Source organism: Streptomyces sp. NPDC015532 (assembly GCF_043078065.1).
GTDB lineage: Bacteria > Actinomycetota > Actinomycetes > Streptomycetales > Streptomycetaceae > Streptomyces.
In genome coordinates, this window is sequence record NZ_JBIBSY010000008.1 from 1 (window position 1) to 17,387 (window position 17,387).

A 17,387-nucleotide genomic window follows, 5' to 3' on the forward strand; every position below is an offset into this window, starting at 1 on the left:
CCCCAGACCCCGGGGGGCCCAACCCCCCCGGGGGGGCACCAAACCCCCCGCCGCGCCCGCCGGGGGGGCCGGGGCCCCCGGGCGGGGGCCCCCGCCCCCCCCCCCCCCCCCCCCCCCCCCCCCCCCCGGCGATGTCCGTCCGTCGTCCGCGGCCGTGTCCGGCCGACGTGTCGCAGGTCGTACGGGTCGCCGAGCTAGGCGGATGTGACGGGGTTACGCTGGTCATTGATCGGGCTGAAACGGGCACATCGGACCCAATGGCGGGGAGCCGGTCCATGGCCCGGACGCCGGACCCGGGGCCGTCCCCAGATACGGGGATGCACATGTCCACAACACCGGTACAAGCGGCACGCCAGGAACTCTCCGGATTCAAAGGGCAGTTGATCGGCCCGGAGGATCCCGGGTACGACGAGGCCCGTGCCGTCTACAACGCGATGATCGACCGGCGTCCCGCCCTGGTGGCACGGTGCGCCTCCCCGGAGGACGTCGCCCTGGTCATCGGCTTCGCGCGCGACCACACACTCCAGCTCGCCGTGCGCGGCGGCGGCCACCACGGGGCGGGCCTGAGCACCTGTGACGACGGAGTCGTCCTCGACCTCTCCCCGTTGAAGGACATCGAGGTCGATCCGGCCGCCCGTACGGTACGTGTCGGAGGCGGCTGTCTCCTCGGCGAGGTCGACCGCGCCACCAACGAGCACGGCCTGGCCACGCCGAGCGGCATCATCTCCACCACCGGGGTCGGCGGCATCACCCTCGGCGGCGGGCTCGGCCACCTCACCCGCAAGTGCGGGCTGGCCATCGACAACCTGCTGGAGGCCGAGCTGGTCCTGGCGAACGGCGAGCACGTCCGCGCCGACGCCGACGAGAACACCGACCTCTACTGGGCCATCCGTGGCGGCGGCGGCAACTTCGGCGTCGTCACCTCGTTCCTCTTCCGGCTGCACGAGGTGAGCACGGTCGTCGCGGGCCCCACGTTCTGGCCCGTCGAACTCGGTGCCGAAGTCCTCGCCGCCTACCGCGACTTCATTCCCCACGCGCCGCGTGAACTCGGTGGCTTCTTCCTCTTCGCCTCGGTCCCGCCGGGACCGCCGTTCCCGGAGGAGCTGCATCTGAGGAAGGTCTGTGGTGTGCTGTGGTGCCGCGTGGGCGAGGACGCCGACGCGGCGGCCCGGGACATGGCCCCGCTGCTCGACGTCCTCCCCGAGCCCCTGCTGCACGGCCCCGCGCCGATGCCGCACCCGGCCATCCAGTCCGCGTTCGACGGCGTCTACCCGCCCGGTGACCAGTGGTACTGGCGGGCCGGTTTCGTCGACGAGATGCCCGGCGAGGCCGTCGAACTGCACGCCAGGTTCGGCGCCGAGATGCCGACCTGGAAGTCGACCATGCACCTCTATCCCATCGACGGAGCCGTCCACGACGTCGGCCCGACGGACACCGCGTGGGGCTACCGCGACTCCGGCTGGGCCGCCGTCTACGCGGGTGTCGATCCCGACCCGGCCAACGCCGAGGTGATCAAGCGGTGGAGCGTCGACTACTCCGACGCCCTCTTCCCGTACTCCGCGGGCGGTGCGTACGTCAACATGGTGATGGCCGAGGACCAGGCGGGTGTCCGGGCGAGCTATCGCGGCAACTACGACCGGCTGGCCGGGGTGAAGGCCGACTACGACCCCGCCAACCTGTTCCGGCTCAACCAGAACATCGAGCCGGCGTCGGGCGACTGACCGGCCGGACGGGCCCGTTCACGGTGTGCGGGCCACGCCTCCGTGGACGTCCGTGGGCTCGGGCGACGTACCGGGCCGCGGACGCCACAAGGGGCAGGACACGACGCCGGGTTCGACCAGGTCGAGACCCTCGTAGAACGCGCCGATCTGTCCGGGGCCGCGCAGCACGTACGGGATGGCTCCCGTGTCGTCGTAGCCCTGCTGGGCCTCCTTGAGCGCGGCGTCCGTGTCCGTGCTGTCGTAGTGCACGAAGTAACTGCCCGACGGCAGCGCCGCCTGGAGGCGCCGGACGATCGACCTGGCCTCCCCGTAGTCCTGGACGTGGCCGAGGATGCCCATCAGCATCAGGGCGACGGGCCGGGAGAAGTCGAGGATCCGGGACGCCGCCTCGATGATCTTCTCGGGCTCGTGCAGATCCGCGTCGATGTAGTCGGTGACGCCCTCGGGGGTGCTCGTCAGCAGCGCCTGGGCGTGGCGCAGCACCAGCGGGTCGTTGTCCACGTAGACGATGCGCGACTCGGGCGCGACGCGCTGGGCGACCTGATGGGTGTTGTCGTACGTGGGCAGGCCGGTGCCGATGTCGAGGAACTGGCGGATGCCGCGCTCGCCCGCCACGAAGGTGACGGTACGGATCAGGTAGTCGCGCGAGGCGCGGGCCATGGTCTCGATGTTCGGGGCGACTTCGCGGTACGCGTCACCGGCGACCCGGTCCACCTCGTAGTTGTCCTTCCCGCCCATCCAGTAGTTCCAGATGCGAGCCGAGTGCGGCACCGTGGTGTCGATCTTGGACAGTGCGTCCTGGGCGGGGGCGGGTCGGTCGGCCATGGGAGCTCTCCTGCCGTGCGTCGCGCGGTCGGTTTCCTACGCTAGCGGCAACGGGCCTGCACGGAGGCGGAGTTGACGGACGGCCCCCGTGGGGTCGTGGACGGCCTCGGCCGGTTCTCCGGTGTCGAGGGTGAGCACGGGGACGTGCTGGGCCAGGGTCCGCAGGACCCGCCCGTAGGCGCGGACCGCCTCGGTGTCGTCCGTCGGGCCCGTCAGGTGGACGAGCGCGCCCCCGCGTTCGGCCACCGCCTCCGCGAAGTCGAGCGCCTGGATCCACGTCACCCGGGAGCGGCCGCGGCGCAGCGGTCCGTAGACCAGTTCGTGGACGAGACCGCCGTCGACGGCCAGCCGGCCCGGCGCGGACAGGAGTTCGCGGTAGGGCCGGGTGGGGTCCACGTGGTGGAGGTGCCCGTGCAGCGGGCGGATCGTGAAGCGGCGGCGGACCAGCTCGGCGAGGAACGGGCGGCGGTCGAGACCGTCGGGACCCTCGACGACGAGCGTCCGGCACTCGGTGAGGGCCTGGTGGAGGATCATGCCCGTATCCGCTCCCTCCGGGACGAACGGCTTCGCCAGTGTGGGGGGACAACCCGCACGGCGGGAGTGTGCGTGCGGGTTGTCCGGTCGTGGAGGCGTGGTTGCGGTCCCGGGAGGTGCGGCGCGGGCTCCTTCAGGCGATCAGGAAGTCGGCCTGGCCCGCCTTGGCGCCCTCGATGAACGCGGCCATCTCGTCGCGGGAGCAGATCAGCGCGGGTCCCTCGGGGTCCCGTGACTGGCGCAGCGCGACACTTCCGTCGGAGAGCCGCTTGGCCTCGACGCAACTCCCGCCGTTGGTGCCGCTCCAGGGCTTGTGCCAGCCCTCGGCTCCCAGACCGGCCGCGGACATGCCGTTGTACACGGATCCCATGGATCACAACTCCTTACGCAGTTCACCCAGGATGGCCCTGGTCCGGGCGACCGGCTCCGCCTGAACGGACATCCGGTCCAGCACTTCGAGATAACTGACGACGACGTCGGGCCGGTCGACGTAGACCGCGCCCACCAGGCTCTCCGTGTAGACGATGTCGGGGAGTTCGGAGAAGCCGAAGCGGAAGTGGTGGAACGGGCCGAACGCCCCCGGGTGCGCGCCCACGCCGAAGCGCATGATCTGGATCCGGACCTTCGGCAGGTCCAGGGCCTCGGTCAGCCGGTCGAACTGGGCACGCATCACCTCGGCTCCGCCCACCGGCCGGCGCAGCACCGTCTCGTCCAGGATCGCCCAGACGGCCGGGGCGTCGGGTTTGGCGAGCAGGTCCTGGCGCTTCATCCGCAGGGCGACGCGGCGGGCGACGTCCTGCTTCGTCGCGTTGGGGAAACCGACGCGCATCAGGGCCGTGGCGTAGTCCTGGGTCTGCAACAGGCCCGGGACGTAGTGGGGTTCGTAGAGACGGATGACGCCGGCCTCGCTCTCCAGGCTCACGTAGGCGCTGAACCAGTCCGGCAGTACGTCGCGGTAGCTGTACCACCAGCCCGGCTTGTTGGCCTCCCTGGCCAGGGCCAGGAAATCGTCGGCCTCCGGTGCCGGCACCCCGTAGGCGCGGAGCAGCTCCCTCACGTACGGGATACGGAGTCCGACCTCGGCCTTCTCCATCCTTCGGACCGTCAGAGCGGTGACCTCGAGGGCGCGCGCAGCCTCCTCGAAGGAGACTCCCGCCTGTTCCCGCAGATGACGCAGCCGCTTGCCGAGAACCAGGCGCAGGACGGTCGGCGCACTGCCGCCGGAGCGGTTCTCGCTCACGTCCTACCTCCCGGGAACGACCGTCACAGGGGGCAGTGTGCCACGCGGCAGATGACAGGGACAGAGCGTCGCGGATCGTTCTGAAATTATCAGAACGCCGGTTGCACAGGCGGCCGGCGGGCCACCATAGTGATCGAGTGACCTGTCGCACATTCGGCGACGATCACTCTCAACTGCGCTTGTCCACACGGCAATTGAAGACCCGCCAGAACGGATCGGAGCGCAGCCGCACGCGGATGTGAGGCGATTCGGGGTGGCCGCCGTGACCGAGGGGCAGATGAGGAACGCCGGCAGGAACGCCGGGGGCAATCAGGTGCTGGGGGCCGTGCTCAAGGAAGCCGGCTGCTCCTACGCCTCCCTCGCTCTGCGGGTCAACGAACTGGGGCACCGCCAGGGCGCGGACTCCCACTACGACAAGGCGTCGGTCACTCGCTGGCTTCAGGGCCAGCAACCCCGGGGCAGCACACCGGAGTTGATCGCCGCCGTCCTGTCCGAGCGGCTCGGCCGCGCCCTGTCGCCCGCCGACCTCGGCTTCCACCCCGATTCCCAGCGCCCGGTGGCGAGCAGAGCGCTCGTCTACGGCGAGGACGTGGCCGAGACCCTGCACACGCTCGCGGAACTCGGCTCCACCGACATCTCCCGCCGCGGTCTCCTCGGCGCGGTCCCCTTCGTCGCGGCAGCCCTGACGAACCCCCAACGCGAGTGGCTGCTCTGGCTGCTGGAGCACCAGGAGACGCTCTCCCCGGCGCTGCCCGTGAGCGGCGGACCCGTCGAGCAGGTGCACGCGATGATCGCCGTGTTCGACCAGATGGACAACCACTACGGCGGCGGCGGAGTCCGCACCAGCATCGTGCACTATCTGTCCACCGAGGTCGTCCCCCTGCTCCAGCGGCGCGGCACCCCGGCCGGCCGGCGCCGACCGCTGTACGCGGCCGCCGCGCGCCTGGCCGCCATGGCCGGCTGGAGCTCCTACGACGCGGGGGAGTACGGCCTCGCCCAGCGCTACATGACCCAGGGCCTGCGGCTGTGCGCCGAGGGCGGCGACCCGGTGCTCGGCGGCCAGATCCTCGCCGGGCTCTCCCATCTCGCCACCAGCCTCGGCCGCCCCGACGAGGGGGTGGCACTCGCCCGCGCCGGAATCGCCACGGCCCAGGGGGCGGGCAGCCCCCTCGGACTGATGCGGCTGTACGCCATGTCGGCCCGCGGACATGCCGCGCGGGGCCGCTCGGACGACACGTACACGGCGCTGCGGCTGGCGGAGCGGCAACTGGCGGCGAGCAAGGGCGCCGAGCAGGAGTCGCCGTGGGTGCGCTATCTGGACCATCACTACCTCCAGGCCGAATCCGCCCTGTGCTTCCGTGACCTGGGGCAAGCCCGGCAGGCGGAGCGCACGGCCGGCGAGTCGCTCGCCTCGGGCGCCGACCGGCGCAGGCGCCAGGCCATCAGCCGTTCCGTCCTCGCGACCGCGCACCTTCAGCAGGACCGCCTCGACGAGGCGGTCGGCACCGCGACCCTGGCGCTGGAGGCGCTCGGCGCCGTCCACAGCGAACGTTCCGTGCAGGCCCTGCGCGACTTCCGCAGACGCCTCGAACCCCGCCGTGCCGAACCGGTCGTGCAGGAGTTCGAGCGCCGCTCCCGCGGGGTCCTCGGGGCGGTCGCCTGAGAGGCGGGCACGTCACCCGGGACCGGGCGCGGTGTCATGAGCGGGAGCGGTGACGCCGGTCCGCCCAGGGGCTCAGTACCCGTCGGGGGAGGGGGCGTTCTGGGCGCGGTCGACCGGCAGGTGCGCGCCGGATATCCCGCTCGACCAGTCCGACAGCAGGAACGCCACGACCCGGGCGACCTCCTGCGGCGCGACCGGCGCGCCGCCCGGCAGCTCCGCCGCCACGAAGCGGGCGAACGCCTCGGGCTCCTCGCGGCGCATCCGGTCCCAGCGCCGGCCGGGGATCAGCATGGACCCGGGGGAGACCGCGTTCACCCGGATCCCGTCCGGACCGAGCTCACGGGCCAGCGAGGCGGCGAGCTGGATCTGCGCGGACTTCGCGACCGAGTACTGCGCGGGCGGGCCGGGCTTCCAGCCGGAGATCGAGGAGATCACCACGACGGAGCCGCCGCCCGCGGCCCGCAGATGCGGGACCGCGGCCCGCACCAGCCGGGTCGCGTGACCGACGTTCACCGCCCAGGTCGCGGCCCAGTCCTCAGCGTCCGCGTCCTCGAACCCGCCGCCGCGCGAACCGCCCGTGCAGGCCACCACGCCGTCCAGGCCCCCGAAGCGTTCCGCCGCGTCCTCGACGAACCGCTCCAGGTCCCCGGGCGCGGTGACGTCGAGCCGCCCGGTGAACAGACCGGGACCCATCGAGGCGGCCAGCGTGTCCAGATCCCGCCCGGTGCGCGCGCAGGTGGCCACCCGTACGCCCTCGGCGGACAGCAGCCGCACGATCTGCTCGCCGAGTCCTCGCGTCCCGCCGGTCACCAGCACCCGTCTGTCACGCAGTCCCGCCCGGCCGGTGTCACCGTCGAGGGACACCGTCGCCCCGCTCCCGCTCCCGTTCCTCACAAGATCGAACATACATCCCGCACCACTACGCGCTTGCAACCGGACAACCCGGATACCCCCTGGTCGCCGAGGCAGTCCGGGTGTTGGCTGCACGGGCAGCCGCCGAGACAGCCGCCCCCCGGGCCGCACCCGAAGGAGGACCGATGCCGGCATCCAGGGCACCGCGCCGCGAGCCGTGGCCCTCACCGGCCCACGGCAGCCGGACTCCGGGGCACGAGACGCGGGTACCGGAACAAGGGATCCACCCGGCGGACGGCCAGGCACTCCGCGCCCACCTCCCCGAACGGACCGAGCCCCCGGCACCGGAACCATCGGCAGCTTCGGCCCCGACCGAACCCGTACGGTCCCCGGCGCCGGCACGGACCGAACCCGACGGGTCCGCGACCCCGGCACCGACCGGGCCCCCGCATTCCGCGACCCCGGCAGGGACCGAGCCCGGACGGCCGGCTCCGGCCCCGACCGAGCGAATACAGGCCCCGGCCCAGGCTCCCACCGAATGCGTACAGGCCCCGGCCCAGCCCCCGACCGAACCCGTGCCGTCCGCGGGCCCTTCCCTTCGCGCCGGTTCCGGATCGTCGGGAGGCCCGGACTCCGCGCCGGTCCTGGCACCCGTCGTCCCCCGCGGGAGCGCCGCCTCCGGGGACCTTTCCGCGAGCCGGGTGCGCGGGGCGCACGGCCTGCGGACCACCGTTCCGGCGCACCCCTCGCGGGTGCCCGGTGTGCGGGCCATGGTCGCCGAGTACCTCACCCGCCTGCGGTTGCCGGCCCACCGCGTCGACGACGCGGTGCTCGCGGCCGGGGAACTCTTCACCAACGCCCTCAGACACGGCAGCCCGGACCGCGGCGACACCATCACCGTCGGCATCGCGTGCGACCCGCGCGAACTGCGGGTGTCCGTCGCCGACCGCTCGTCGGCCCTGCCCGCGGCACGGACGGCGGGCGCCGCCGAGGAGAGGGGACGCGGACTGGCGATCATCGCCGCGCTCAGCGACGACTGGGGCATCGCGCCGGCCGACCCGGGCACCGCGGGAAAGAAGGTGTGGTTCTCGATGGTGCTCCAGGCGGTGCCGTGAAGGTCGCCCCGAGGCGTCCGGCCAGGGACACCGGGACGGGTCCCGGGGGCCGGGGTTCCGCGCCGATGGTCCCGGGGCTCGCCAGGGCCCTCGCGGGGGAGCTCGTACGCCGGGCCGACGAGGAACGCCGTCTGATGCGCCAGGCACGGGACCGTCCCGCGGGACCGTGGCGCGAACCCCTCGTCGCGTGCCGCGCGGGCAACGCCGAGGCGCTCGCGGTGATCGTCAGGCGGCACGGCTGGCCGACCACCGACCAGGTCGGCGCACCCGCCTCGACCGCGGCCCTGATGATCCTTCTGCACGCCCCCGACCTCGGCCTGCAGCTCGGATGCCGCGACCTGATCGCGCAGGCCGCGGCCGACGGACTCTGCCCCGCCGTGCACCACGCCTACATCGCCGACCACTGCGCGGTCGAACTGGGTCTGCCGCAGTTCTACGGAACCCGCGTCGATCCGGTCACCCTGCGCCCGTATCCCGTACGCCGGCCCGGGACTCTCGACGAGCGGCGCCGGGATGTCGGACTGGGCCCGCTCGACGAACAGCTCCGGCGACTGCGCGAGGGCGTCTGAGGCCTGCGGGGAACGTGATGTGCAGCACGCACCAAAATACCCCGTTCGGGTGGCGCGGAATGATTCTGGCTGCGCACGGCTTGATCACCGATCAAGAAAGGAGAAATCGCTGGCCACGGCACGTTCGCCGCATTTGACACTTCGTTGAGGGCACAGATAGGAACGAGCCTCGGAAGTGGAGAGGTGGACTGTGCGCGAGCCGAACGTGGTCGGGGACTGGCAGGAGTACGACGAGCAGGCCGGCCTGCGTGTTCGCGTTCATGGTGTGGAAAAGGCGGAACCCCCGAAGGGGCGCGACGACGCCGCCGACGAACTCACCTACTTCAGATTGCGGGTGACCGTCGAGAACCGTGGCACCGAGCATTTCGGCATCCACCTCGAAGACGGCCAGATCGACATCCGTGTCGGCGCCGACGGAGAGAGCGCCTTCCTCGACTGGCGGAACTCCCAGTTCATCGAGGGATACGACGTCTATCCCCTGCGCCGGGCCACCGCGGTCCTCTTCGCGGCCGGCCCCGACGCCGGCCTGGACCGGATGGACATCCAGGTCCAGCTCAAGGTCGACGACGAGTGGACCGAGCGCTACCTCTGGACGGGCGGCATCGAGAACGACACGCCCGTCGAGGCGGGCGCGCGTCCCGACCCGGCCCGCGACAGTCTCGCCTGCCAGGTGACCAACTTCCTGAGGCGTGAGGCGGAGTCCTGAGCCCGCCGGCCTCAACGCGGTGAACCCCGGGTGCGTCCGGTCCGCGGGTCCCGCGCCGCGTACGGCCGCATGATCCGAACGACAGTCACCGGGCGCGTCCCGTCCTGGGCACAGGCGTCCGTCACCGGAAAACCCACCCGAAAGGTGAGGGGGCGGGTGAACGCCGGATTTCGCCGCTGCGGGCTATGGTCGCCGGGTGAGTCGAACCGAAGCGCGCTCCGAAGGGGCGGGTCCCTTCACGACCCGGCTGACCTGGCGTCTCATGGACGGGCGCATCGCGGTCTGGGAATCGCGCCGGGCCCGCAAACGCGGTCTGCTCACCGTGCGCGTCCCGGGCGAGGCGGAGGACCGTTCCCGGCGGGCGGACATCGTGTCGATCGCCCGGCTGCGCCGGCTGAACGCCGTCGCCGCGGCCGCGTTCACGGTCGGTGGGCTGCTCTTCGCCCTCGGGGCCGGGGTCGCCCAGTTCGGCTCGGCAGGCGCGACGGGGGCCTGGATCTACTTCACCGGCGGCCTGTTCTTCAACACCGGTGGCTATGCCTCGCTGCTCCAGGCGGTGAACGCTCCTCGCCGCGACAGCGAGTCCGACGCGCTGGCCGGGCGGCGCTGGCGGTGGTGGAGCTACGAGCCCGGCCGGATCGACTGGCTCAGCACGTTCCTGCTGTTCGTGGGAACGCTGGTGTTCGGCGTCAATCTGCTGGACTCGCTGCTGACGGGGCTCTCGACCCAGCAGACGGACCGGCTGATCTGGGCGCCCGACATGATCGGCTGCGTCCTATTCCTGGTCTCCGGCCACCTGGCTGTCGTCGAGGTCTGCCACGGGCGTCCGCGCGTCCTCGCCGGTGACCTCGGCTGGTGGATCGTCGCGGTCAACCAGCTCGGATCCGTGCTCTTCCTCGTCTCCGCGCTGGCCGCCTACACGCGGCCGGCGACCGGCAGTCTCGTGAACGTCGACATCGCGAACTGGGGCACCCTCGCGGGCGCGCTGTGCTTCTCGGCCGGAGGCGTGGTCCAGTTCTTCGAGCGTCCCTGAGGGGCGAGGCGGGACAGCCGTTCCCCGGGCTGCCCGGCCGGAGCGGGGAGCGGTCGGCCCGTTCTTCGAGCCCCGTCGACGGGTACCGCGCGACGCCCGGGTCACCGCACCGGCGATCGTCTACCGGTCGCTCGCCGGGTTGCCCTCGACCCACTGGATGAGGAGCTGTCGTACGTACGGATTGCCCTCCTGGGCGGCGTGCGCCAGCCGTTCCGCGCTCGCCCGCGCCGCCCGCCAGCCCGCCGGGGTGTCCTCGGCGTTGGCCTGGTCCGCCGCGCCGAGCGCGTCGGCCGCCAGCAGCCGGAGGTCCTCGGAGAGATCGTCGTCGGCGGCGGCCCGGTACGCCTCCAGGCGCAGGGCCGCGAGAGCGTCCTTGGAGGGGGCGGGCTGCGAGGGCGGCTGGGCGTAGCCGCTCACCGCTATCACCACGCAGAAGGTGGCGACGTCCCGGCGGCTCTCGGACTGGCCCTTGGCGATGGCCGGCGCGAGCCAGGTGGAGGCCCGCCAGTGCGAGACCGCGGTGGCGACGAGAAGGGCAACGGCCAGCAGTGCGAAGGGAATCCAGCCACCGAAGAACCAGCCGAGCGGCCCGAGGACCAGGAAACAGACGGCGCTGCTCATCCATATCCGGCGGCGGCCGAGTCTCAGGTGTCGTGGATCCATGTGTCTCAGTGTCGCAGGGGCACCCCGGACGCGCCGAGGGGGCGGGTGATTCGCGCGGGCCCACCCCTTTCCGGGCCGCCGGGGACACGGGAGCGCATGCCTGAGGACCGGGGTCCTGGAGGGGCGCTCGGGTCCGTCACGCGGGAGCGGCCGGGGCGCCGCGGACGCGCCGGCCCCAGGGCGGCGGACACGCGGCCGTGACGGCCGCCGGAGGCCGTCACCCCCGGAGCGGGGGCAGCGGGAGGCCGCCGCTCCGGGCGGCTCCCACGGCGGCCGAGGGCGGCGCGAACCGTGGTGAACAGGCCGGTGGCCGTGGTGGCGGGTGTGAACGGCGCGTATCGAATGGCCGGAGATGGTCCTGTCCATCGCGGCCACCCGTACGTACGATTTCGTCGCTCCCGGCCTTCACGGCTCCTTCACAACCGGGAGTGCTTCGCGCATGCCTATTTGTCATGCGCATGCACAAACGAGCCGCTTGATCCAACGCACTGGTCCGCGACGGCTCCCCGTCCGTTCGGGGAGCCGCACCCCCCATTCATGGCGGCGCACCCGCGTGCTGCCGCCGGAACACCGACGCAACGGATTGGAGCACCATGGCCGGTGGCCTGTTCATGGGTGGCGCGATCGCCGCCCTGTTCGCCACAGCGCTTCCCCTGTCGAGCCCGAACGGCGGTATCGAGGACCCGCCCCCGGACAAGATCGTCATCAGTGTCGCCACCGTCAACGGATCCGGCTGTCCCCAGGGGACCGCGGCCGTCGCCGTCTCCCCGGACAACACCGCCTTCACGGTGACCTACAGCGACTACCTCGCCCAGGTGGGAGGCAACGCCGACCCCATCGCGTTCCGCAAGAACTGCCAGCTCAACCTGAACGTGCATGTTCCGCAGGGTTTCACCTATGCCATCGCCAGCGCGGACTACCGCGGCTTCGCCTCGCTCCAGCGAGGTGCCAGCAGCACGGAGAAGGCCTCGTACTACTTCCAGGGATCCCCGAACACGGCCTCCATCACCCACTCCTTCCGCGGCCCGTACGGCGACGACTGGCAGGCCACGGACACCACGGACTGGGCCCAACTGGTCTGGGCCCCGTGTGGTGTTCAGCGCAACTTCAACATCAACACCGAGCTGCGCGTCAGCGCGGGCACCTCGACGCCCGGCAGCTCCAGCTTCATGACCATGGACTCGACGGACGGTGACATCAGCACCGTCTACCACATGGCCTGGAAGGAGTGCCCCGCCGTCTGACCCGCCCGTTCACTCGCAGGTCCCCGGCCGGCTCCGCCGCATCGGAGCCGGCCGGGCCTGCCCGGAGTCCGCGTCCCGCGGGCAGGGCCCTACGGCAGCAGCTTCTCCACCGCGGCCGAGCCTTCCTGCTGGAGTTTGCGCTCGGCCCAGGCGAGGCTCTGCGGTGTGATGTCGCGACCCGCGGCGAGAACCAGGTCCTCGGCCGTCACCGGGCCCTCGGTCCCGGTGTGCAGCAGCGTGTCGGGGGTCGCCCTGTCGTCGGAGGGCGTGGACGCGTCGGGCTGACTGGTTGCCATGGTTTCTCCCTGTTCCACCGGATCTGTATTCACGCTACGGGCATTCCGTACGCCCCGCGCGACGCGCCGTGGGCCACGGCTGATCCACGGGTGCCGCAGGGGGCGAACCCCCGTTCGGCTGCGCTGGAATGTCGGATTTTGTTCGCGGAGGTGATGGTGAAGGAGCTCGCACCACTGCGAATGAACGGAGCTTGGAATGCGTATTCGTCTGATGGCCGCCGCCGGACTTGCCAGCGTCGCCCTGCTGGCCACCGCCGGGACCGCCGCCGCCGACACCGGGCCGACCGGCGCCGCGGCGAACAGTCCTGGACTCCTGTCCGGCAACGTCATCCAGATCCCGGTCCACATCCCGGTCAACCTGTGCGGCACCTCGGTCAACGTGCTCGCACTGCTGAACCCGGCGGCCGGAAACACCTGCACGAACAGCTGACGGTCGACGGTCCGCGGTCCGGGCGGTCACCGCCCGGACCCGCGGACCTCACCGAGCCCGGCTGCACACTCATCCTCCCGAGTGTGCAGCCGGGCTCGGCCGCGTTCGGGGGTGTGGGAGGCGGTGCCGACGCGGACGTCGGCGTCTCGTGGCGGGCGGGTGCCGTCCGGTGAGCCTCATATTGGTCTGTACATGACCATCGTGGCGAGGTCAGACTGTGCGCCGACCTGACACCCCCCATCGAGGAGCACCTTTCATGCGCATGCCCGCACGGCGACGTTGTCACGCGGTCCTGGCCGGGCTCGTCACCCTCACCACCGCCGCCGTCCTCTCCGTGGCCACCGGAGCGCCGGCCTCGGCCGCCGACACCTGGAACGAGGTGGGTTCGGACCGCGCCGACCCGCTGACCGAGAGCCAGGGCCTGACCTCCGTCGAGGTCCCGGCCGGCAGCCCCAACCGCTACACGGGCATCGGCACGGTCCCCGCGAGCCTGAGCGGCCGGGGCTGGAACCACGTGGGCGACCCGGACGCCTCGTACAACGGCTACTACGTGGAGCCTTACCAGAGCGACTCCGGCAGCGCGAAGATGTTCCGCGTGCAGGCACCGGGCGGCGCCTGGTCGGAATACGTCCACGCGCTGAGCGCCGGAGAGGCGCTGAACAACTCCTTCGTCACCATCACGCCGAGCGGTTCGTGGATGGTGTCCGGCGAGTACGGCACGATGAACCGGCTCCTGGTGTTCCCGACCCCCGGCGTCAACCCGGCCACCTCGCCCTCCGTCAACCTTCCGCAGGCGTCCACCATCACCCTCGACCACGCCGTGCGCGACGTACAGGGCTGCGACTTCGTCACGGCCACCCGGCTGCTCTGCTCGTCCGACGACCCCGCCGGCACGCTCTTCGGGATGACCAAGCCGCTGCTCCAGGTCGACCTGTCCGGCGAGCCGAACGGCTCGGGTGACGTGTCCGGACACGTCACCGCGCTGAGGCAGCTTCCGCTGCGCAGCTCCTGCTCAGGCACCTTCGAGGTGGAGGGCATCGACTACGACCGGCGCGCCTCCACCCTGCGCGTGGTCGTGGTCTCCCCGGGCTTCTGTGTGCTGACCGACAGCAAGACCTACCGCTTCGCCAGGAGTTGAGCCCACACTTCTCCTGAGGCCGGGCGCGTACCCGTCGGGCGGCTGCCGACCGACGGGGGGCGTGCACGCCCCGAGGGGGCTGGGTCTAAGGTCAGAGGCAGATTCAGAGTGATGGGGGGTGGCCGGCTGTGGTGGATGACGAAGCCGTGATCGGCTGCACGGGGGAACTGCTCATCGGCACTCGGGGAACGGCCGGTCCCGGCGAGATCCTGGTGCGTGTGAGAGGCGGATCCGAGACCTTCCTCGCCTGGTCTCGGGAGCCCCTGCCGAAAGGGGCGACCGCGCTGGTGATCGAGTCCAGGGGATGTCGCACGGTCGAAGTCATCGAGTGGGCCGATCCGCTGGACGCGCTGGACGGCGACGCCGTCGGCGCCGGTTGAGAAGGAGAAGCATGTTCGGTTATCGCGTACCCGCTCCCGATGAGGCGATGTTGATCTCGGGTGGCAGGCGGGGACTGGGGGGCGCGCCGTTCCGAGTGGTGACGGGGCACGGAAAGTTCGTGCTTCCCGTCTTCCGTAAGACCCGCTTCCTGACGTTGTCCATGTGCGAGGCGGAGGTCACCGAGACCTGTGTCACGAAGCAGGGCATCGCGCTGCACGTCCGCGCCGTGATCGCTTTCAAGGTCGGCAACGACACCGAGAGCATCATCAACGCGGGGCAGCGGTTCCTGTCCGACCAGGACCAGATGTCGGTCCTGACGGGCCGGATCTTCGCGGGCCATCTGCGTTCCATCATCGGTTCGATGACGGTCGAGGAGATCGTCACCGAGCGGCAGAAGCTCGCCGCCGAGGTCCTCGACACCTCGAAGACGGAGATGGCGAAGATCGGCCTGATCGTCGACTCGCTCCAGATCCAGTCGATCGACGACGGCGACACCGGCTACATCGACGCCATGTCCGCGCCCCACAAGGCGGCCATCCAGCGCCAGGCCCAGATCGCCCAGGCGCAGGCCACGCAGGCCTCCGTCGAGGCGCAGCAGGTGGCGGCGCGCAACCAGGCCGAGTACGCCCGGCAGACGGCCATCGTTCAGGCGGAGTACTCGGCCGAGGTGGACCGCGCGCAGGCGCAGGCCGCCCAGGCGGGCCCGCTCGCCCAGGCTCACGCGCAGCAGGAGGTGCTCGCGGCGCAGACCGAACTCGCCCAGCGTGCCGCCCAGTTGCGTCAGCAGCAGCTCGTCGCCGAGGTCGTCAAGCCGGCCGAGGCGGAGGCCGAGCGGATCAAGGTCCTCGCCATCGCCGATGCCGAGCGCATGAAGATCCAGGCCGAGGCGGCCGCCTCGCACGACCGGGTCGCGCTCGACCGGATGCTGATCGACCAGCTTCCCCTGATCGTCAAGGAGGCGGCCGGCGGTCTCGCGGGCGCGAACGTCAACGTCCTCAACGGCGCCGACGGTCTCGGCGAGATAGCGGCCGGCCTGGTCGCCCAGGGTCTGACCATCCTCGACTCGGTCCGCCAGAACCTGGGCGGGCAGAACGCCGAGAGCGGCGCCGCGAAGGCGAACGGCCCGCTCGAACTCCAGGGGTACAGCCGCACGCCGGTCGACGTCGACGGTGACGAGCCGAAGGGCGCCCAGCCGGCCGGCTGACCGTCCCCGGTCCTCGGAACACCGCGTCCGCCGTCCCTCCCGGGGCGGCGGACGCGGTCGTTTCACCCGGCACCGCGCAGACAGCGCTCCGGCAGTCGGCAGCCGGCAGCCGGCAGCCAGCAGCCGGCAGCCGGCCGGCGGCGGGACGCGTCCGGGCCCGGGCCGGCGCACCCGTGGCCACGTTTGGATCAACCGGCCCCAAGGGCTCTCAAGTCCCTTACACTCGGCCCCAGTTGATCTCGACGCGGCCGCCCCTGGAGGAGCGCATGCCCCGGACACCCTCGCGACGTACCGCACTTCAGGGCCTCGCCGCCGCAGGCGCCGCGGTCGTCGGTTTCGATCCCTTCACCCGGAGCTGGGCGGCCACCACGACCGACACCGCCCGCCGGCCGCTCGCGGGACTGCCGCGGCTGGACGGGAGCGTTCACACCGACGACGCCTCGCTCACGGCGGACGCCGACGACTACGGACACATCGTCCACCGGCGTCCGGCCGCGGTGCTGCGACCGGGCTCGGTGCGGGACGTCGTCGCCATGGTCCGCTTCTGCAACGAGCACGGTGTGTCCGTCGCACCGCGCGGCCAGGGCCACGCCACACAGGGGCAGGCGCAGGTCGACGGCGGCCTGGTCATCGAGACCGCACCGCTGGCCTCCATCGGCCCGGTCGGGCCGGGCAGCACGACGGTCACCGTCGGCGCGGGCGCCAGGTGGAGCCAGGTCGCCCACGCCACCCTGGCCCACGGACTCACCCCGCCCACCTTCACCGACTACCTCGAACTCTCCGTCGGCGGAACCCTCTCGGTCGGCGGCATCGGAGGCCAGACCCATCAGCAGGGCGCCCAGGTCGACAACGTGACCGAACTCCAGGTCGTCACCGGCGCCGGTGACCTCGTGCGCTGCTCCCCGACCCGCCACCGCGAGCTGTTCCACGCCGTGCTCGCCGGACTCGGCCAGTGCGCGATCATCGTCGGCGCCACGCTGCGCCTGGTCCCCGCGCCCGTGACCGTACGCCACTACCTCCTGCCGTACGACGACCTGCGCACGTTCCTCGACGACCAGCGGCTGCTCGTCGAAGAGGGCCGTTTCGCCTACGTCGAGGGCCAGGTGACCGCCGACGCCGACGGGGTCTTCGGCGGGTACCTCCTCGAAGCCGTCGCCTACGGTCCGCCCGTCGGTCCCGCCCCCGACGACACCGCCCTGCTGCGCGGACTGCGGCACGACCCCGCGGGCGTGCAGACGAGCGACCTCGGCTACTACGACTTCCTCGACCGGCTCGCGCCCTCGGTCGCCGCCCTCAAGGAAGCGGGCCTGTGGGCCTTCGCCCACCCGTGGCTGAACCTGCTGCTGCCGGGCCGTTCGACGGCGGCTCTGGCGGAATCGCTGCTGGCGGACCTCACGCCGGCCGATCTCGGGCCCGGCGTCGTCCTCCTGTACCCGGTGCTGCGCGAGAGCCTGCACACCCCGCTGCTGCGCACTCCCGATGACCGGGTGTCCTATCTGCTGGCCGTCCTGCGCACGACCCCGCCCGAGGACACCGCGACCGTGGACCGTCTCCTCGCGGCCAACCGGGCCGCCTACGACACCGTCCACGCGGCGGGCGGCACCCACTACCCGGTCGGCTCGGTCCCCTTCGGCCCGGCGGACTGGCGCGAGCACTTCGGCCCCGCCTACCGACGGCTGGCCGCCGCCCGGCACACGTACGACCCGCGGGGAATCCTGGTCCCCGGGCAGGGCGTCTTCTGACGGCGGCGGTCCGTGCCCGGCCTGCGGCGCG

The 17,387-nt window shown here is 72.0% G+C and carries 19 protein-coding genes; 12 read left to right on the top strand and 7 right to left on the bottom strand.

Annotated elements, in window-relative coordinates; all coding sequences use genetic code 11:
* The first annotated feature begins 323 nt into the window (after positions 1 to 323).
* The gene (locus tag ACF07B_RS23500) at positions 324 to 1,721 is read left to right on the top strand and encodes an FAD-binding oxidoreductase (RefSeq protein ID WP_392180366.1); all 1,398 of its coding nucleotides are present in this window, start codon (positions 324 to 326) and stop codon (positions 1,719 to 1,721) included.
* An 18-nt stretch (positions 1,722 to 1,739) separates the two neighbouring features.
* Here ACF07B_RS23500 and ACF07B_RS23505 read toward each other — a convergent pair whose 3' ends face one another.
* The 4 genes from ACF07B_RS23505 to ACF07B_RS23520 form a co-directional block, all read right to left on the bottom strand.
* Entirely contained in the window at positions 1,740 to 2,546 is an 807-nt protein-coding gene (locus ACF07B_RS23505; protein WP_369486063.1) for an SAM-dependent methyltransferase, read from the bottom strand.
* Between the two features lie 36 nt (positions 2,547 to 2,582).
* Complete coding sequence (locus tag ACF07B_RS23510) at positions 2,583 to 3,080, bottom strand: hypothetical protein (RefSeq protein WP_384240242.1); 498 nt, start codon at positions 3,078 to 3,080, stop codon at positions 2,583 to 2,585.
* 133 nt (positions 3,081 to 3,213) lie between these two features.
* A complete protein-coding gene (locus tag ACF07B_RS23515) occupies positions 3,214 to 3,450 on the bottom strand; it encodes a DUF397 domain-containing protein (RefSeq protein ID WP_392180367.1) in 237 nt (78 codons plus the stop codon).
* 3 nt (positions 3,451 to 3,453) lie between these two features.
* Positions 3,454 to 4,320 carry a helix-turn-helix domain-containing protein gene (locus tag ACF07B_RS23520; protein WP_392180368.1) on the bottom strand — a complete coding sequence of 289 codons (867 nt, stop codon included), beginning with the start codon at positions 4,318 to 4,320 and terminating at the stop codon, positions 3,454 to 3,456.
* A gap of 253 nt (positions 4,321 to 4,573) precedes the next feature.
* On the opposite strand from ACF07B_RS23520, the gene ACF07B_RS23525 reads away from it, so the two are divergent.
* Positions 4,574 to 5,983: a hypothetical protein gene (locus tag ACF07B_RS23525; RefSeq protein ID WP_392180369.1), complete on the top strand. Its 1,410-nt coding sequence runs from the start codon at positions 4,574 to 4,576 to the stop codon at positions 5,981 to 5,983.
* A 72-nt stretch (positions 5,984 to 6,055) separates the two neighbouring features.
* Here the strand turns inward: ACF07B_RS23525 and ACF07B_RS23530 are convergent, their stop codons facing one another.
* The gene (locus tag ACF07B_RS23530; protein ID WP_392180370.1) at positions 6,056 to 6,889 is read right to left on the bottom strand and encodes an SDR family NAD(P)-dependent oxidoreductase; all 834 of its coding nucleotides are present in this window, start codon (positions 6,887 to 6,889) and stop codon (positions 6,056 to 6,058) included.
* Positions 6,890 to 7,536: 647 nt separating this feature from the next.
* Between ACF07B_RS23530 and ACF07B_RS23535 the strand changes: the two genes are divergently transcribed.
* From ACF07B_RS23535 to ACF07B_RS23550, 4 genes are all read left to right on the top strand, one after another.
* Positions 7,537 to 7,950 (top strand): ATP-binding protein, encoded by a 414-nt coding sequence (locus tag ACF07B_RS23535; RefSeq protein ID WP_392180371.1) that lies wholly within the window; start codon positions 7,537 to 7,539, stop codon positions 7,948 to 7,950.
* 65 nt (positions 7,951 to 8,015) lie between these two features.
* Entirely contained in the window at positions 8,016 to 8,519 is a 504-nt protein-coding gene (locus ACF07B_RS23540) for a DUF6624 domain-containing protein (RefSeq protein ID WP_392180372.1), read from the top strand.
* 190 nt (positions 8,520 to 8,709) lie between these two features.
* Positions 8,710 to 9,225, top strand: coding sequence for a hypothetical protein (locus ACF07B_RS23545; protein WP_369486056.1), 516 nt, complete (start codon positions 8,710 to 8,712; stop codon positions 9,223 to 9,225).
* 196 nt (positions 9,226 to 9,421) lie between these two features.
* Positions 9,422 to 10,258, top strand: a complete 837-nt coding sequence (locus ACF07B_RS23550) for a hypothetical protein (RefSeq protein WP_392180373.1) — start codon at positions 9,422 to 9,424, stop codon at positions 10,256 to 10,258.
* A 120-nt stretch (positions 10,259 to 10,378) separates the two neighbouring features.
* Here the strand turns inward: ACF07B_RS23550 and ACF07B_RS23555 are convergent, their stop codons facing one another.
* Positions 10,379 to 10,921: a hypothetical protein gene (locus tag ACF07B_RS23555; protein ID WP_392180374.1), complete on the bottom strand. Its 543-nt coding sequence runs from the start codon at positions 10,919 to 10,921 to the stop codon at positions 10,379 to 10,381.
* 593 nt (positions 10,922 to 11,514) lie between these two features.
* Between ACF07B_RS23555 and ACF07B_RS23560 the strand changes: the two genes are divergently transcribed.
* Entirely contained in the window at positions 11,515 to 12,165 is a 651-nt protein-coding gene (locus tag ACF07B_RS23560) for a DUF4360 domain-containing protein (protein WP_369486053.1), read from the top strand.
* 89 nt (positions 12,166 to 12,254) lie between these two features.
* On the opposite strand, the gene ACF07B_RS23565 is transcribed toward ACF07B_RS23560, so the two are convergent.
* Positions 12,255 to 12,461 (bottom strand): hypothetical protein, encoded by a 207-nt coding sequence (locus ACF07B_RS23565; protein WP_392180375.1) that lies wholly within the window; start codon positions 12,459 to 12,461, stop codon positions 12,255 to 12,257.
* A gap of 196 nt (positions 12,462 to 12,657) precedes the next feature.
* Between ACF07B_RS23565 and ACF07B_RS23570 the strand changes: the two genes are divergently transcribed.
* From ACF07B_RS23570 to ACF07B_RS23590, 5 genes are all read left to right on the top strand, one after another.
* Positions 12,658 to 12,891 carry a chaplin gene (locus ACF07B_RS23570; RefSeq protein ID WP_369486051.1) on the top strand — a complete coding sequence of 78 codons (234 nt, stop codon included), beginning with the start codon at positions 12,658 to 12,660 and terminating at the stop codon, positions 12,889 to 12,891.
* A 256-nt stretch (positions 12,892 to 13,147) separates the two neighbouring features.
* Positions 13,148 to 14,029 (top strand): hypothetical protein, encoded by an 882-nt coding sequence (locus tag ACF07B_RS23575; protein WP_392180376.1) that lies wholly within the window; start codon positions 13,148 to 13,150, stop codon positions 14,027 to 14,029.
* Positions 14,030 to 14,157: 128 nt separating this feature from the next.
* Positions 14,158 to 14,409: a hypothetical protein gene (locus ACF07B_RS23580; RefSeq protein ID WP_362408116.1), complete on the top strand. Its 252-nt coding sequence runs from the start codon at positions 14,158 to 14,160 to the stop codon at positions 14,407 to 14,409.
* Between the two features lie 11 nt (positions 14,410 to 14,420).
* Positions 14,421 to 15,614, top strand: a complete 1,194-nt coding sequence (locus ACF07B_RS23585; protein WP_392180377.1) for an SPFH domain-containing protein — start codon at positions 14,421 to 14,423, stop codon at positions 15,612 to 15,614.
* 266 nt (positions 15,615 to 15,880) lie between these two features.
* Positions 15,881 to 17,356, top strand: a complete 1,476-nt coding sequence (locus ACF07B_RS23590; RefSeq protein WP_392180378.1) for an FAD-binding protein — start codon at positions 15,881 to 15,883, stop codon at positions 17,354 to 17,356.
* The last annotated feature ends 31 nt before the right edge of the window (positions 17,357 to 17,387 follow it).

Coding starts and splice junctions, on each gene's coding strand:
- ACF07B_RS23500 (WP_392180366.1), top strand. CDS start 324: ATGTCCACAACACCGGTACAAGCGGCACGCCAGGAACTCTCCGGATTC.
- ACF07B_RS23505 (WP_369486063.1), bottom strand. CDS start 2,546: ATGGCCGACCGACCCGCCCCCGCCCAGGACGCACTGTCCAAGATCGAC.
- ACF07B_RS23510 (WP_384240242.1), bottom strand. CDS start 3,080: ATGATCCTCCACCAGGCCCTCACCGAGTGCCGGACGCTCGTCGTCGAG.
- ACF07B_RS23515 (WP_392180367.1), bottom strand. CDS start 3,450: ATGGGATCCGTGTACAACGGCATGTCCGCGGCCGGTCTGGGAGCCGAG.
- ACF07B_RS23530 (WP_392180370.1), bottom strand. CDS start 6,889: ATGTTCGATCTTGTGAGGAACGGGAGCGGGAGCGGGGCGACGGTGTCC.
- ACF07B_RS23540 (WP_392180372.1), top strand. CDS start 8,016: ATGGTCCCGGGGCTCGCCAGGGCCCTCGCGGGGGAGCTCGTACGCCGG.
- ACF07B_RS23555 (WP_392180374.1), bottom strand. CDS start 10,921: ATGGATCCACGACACCTGAGACTCGGCCGCCGCCGGATATGGATGAGC.
- ACF07B_RS23560 (WP_369486053.1), top strand. CDS start 11,515: ATGGCCGGTGGCCTGTTCATGGGTGGCGCGATCGCCGCCCTGTTCGCC.
- ACF07B_RS23565 (WP_392180375.1), bottom strand. CDS start 12,461: ATGGCAACCAGTCAGCCCGACGCGTCCACGCCCTCCGACGACAGGGCG.
- ACF07B_RS23570 (WP_369486051.1), top strand. CDS start 12,658: ATGCGTATTCGTCTGATGGCCGCCGCCGGACTTGCCAGCGTCGCCCTG.
- ACF07B_RS23575 (WP_392180376.1), top strand. CDS start 13,148: ATGCGCATGCCCGCACGGCGACGTTGTCACGCGGTCCTGGCCGGGCTC.
- ACF07B_RS23585 (WP_392180377.1), top strand. CDS start 14,421: ATGTTCGGTTATCGCGTACCCGCTCCCGATGAGGCGATGTTGATCTCG.
- ACF07B_RS23590 (WP_392180378.1), top strand. CDS start 15,881: ATGCCCCGGACACCCTCGCGACGTACCGCACTTCAGGGCCTCGCCGCC.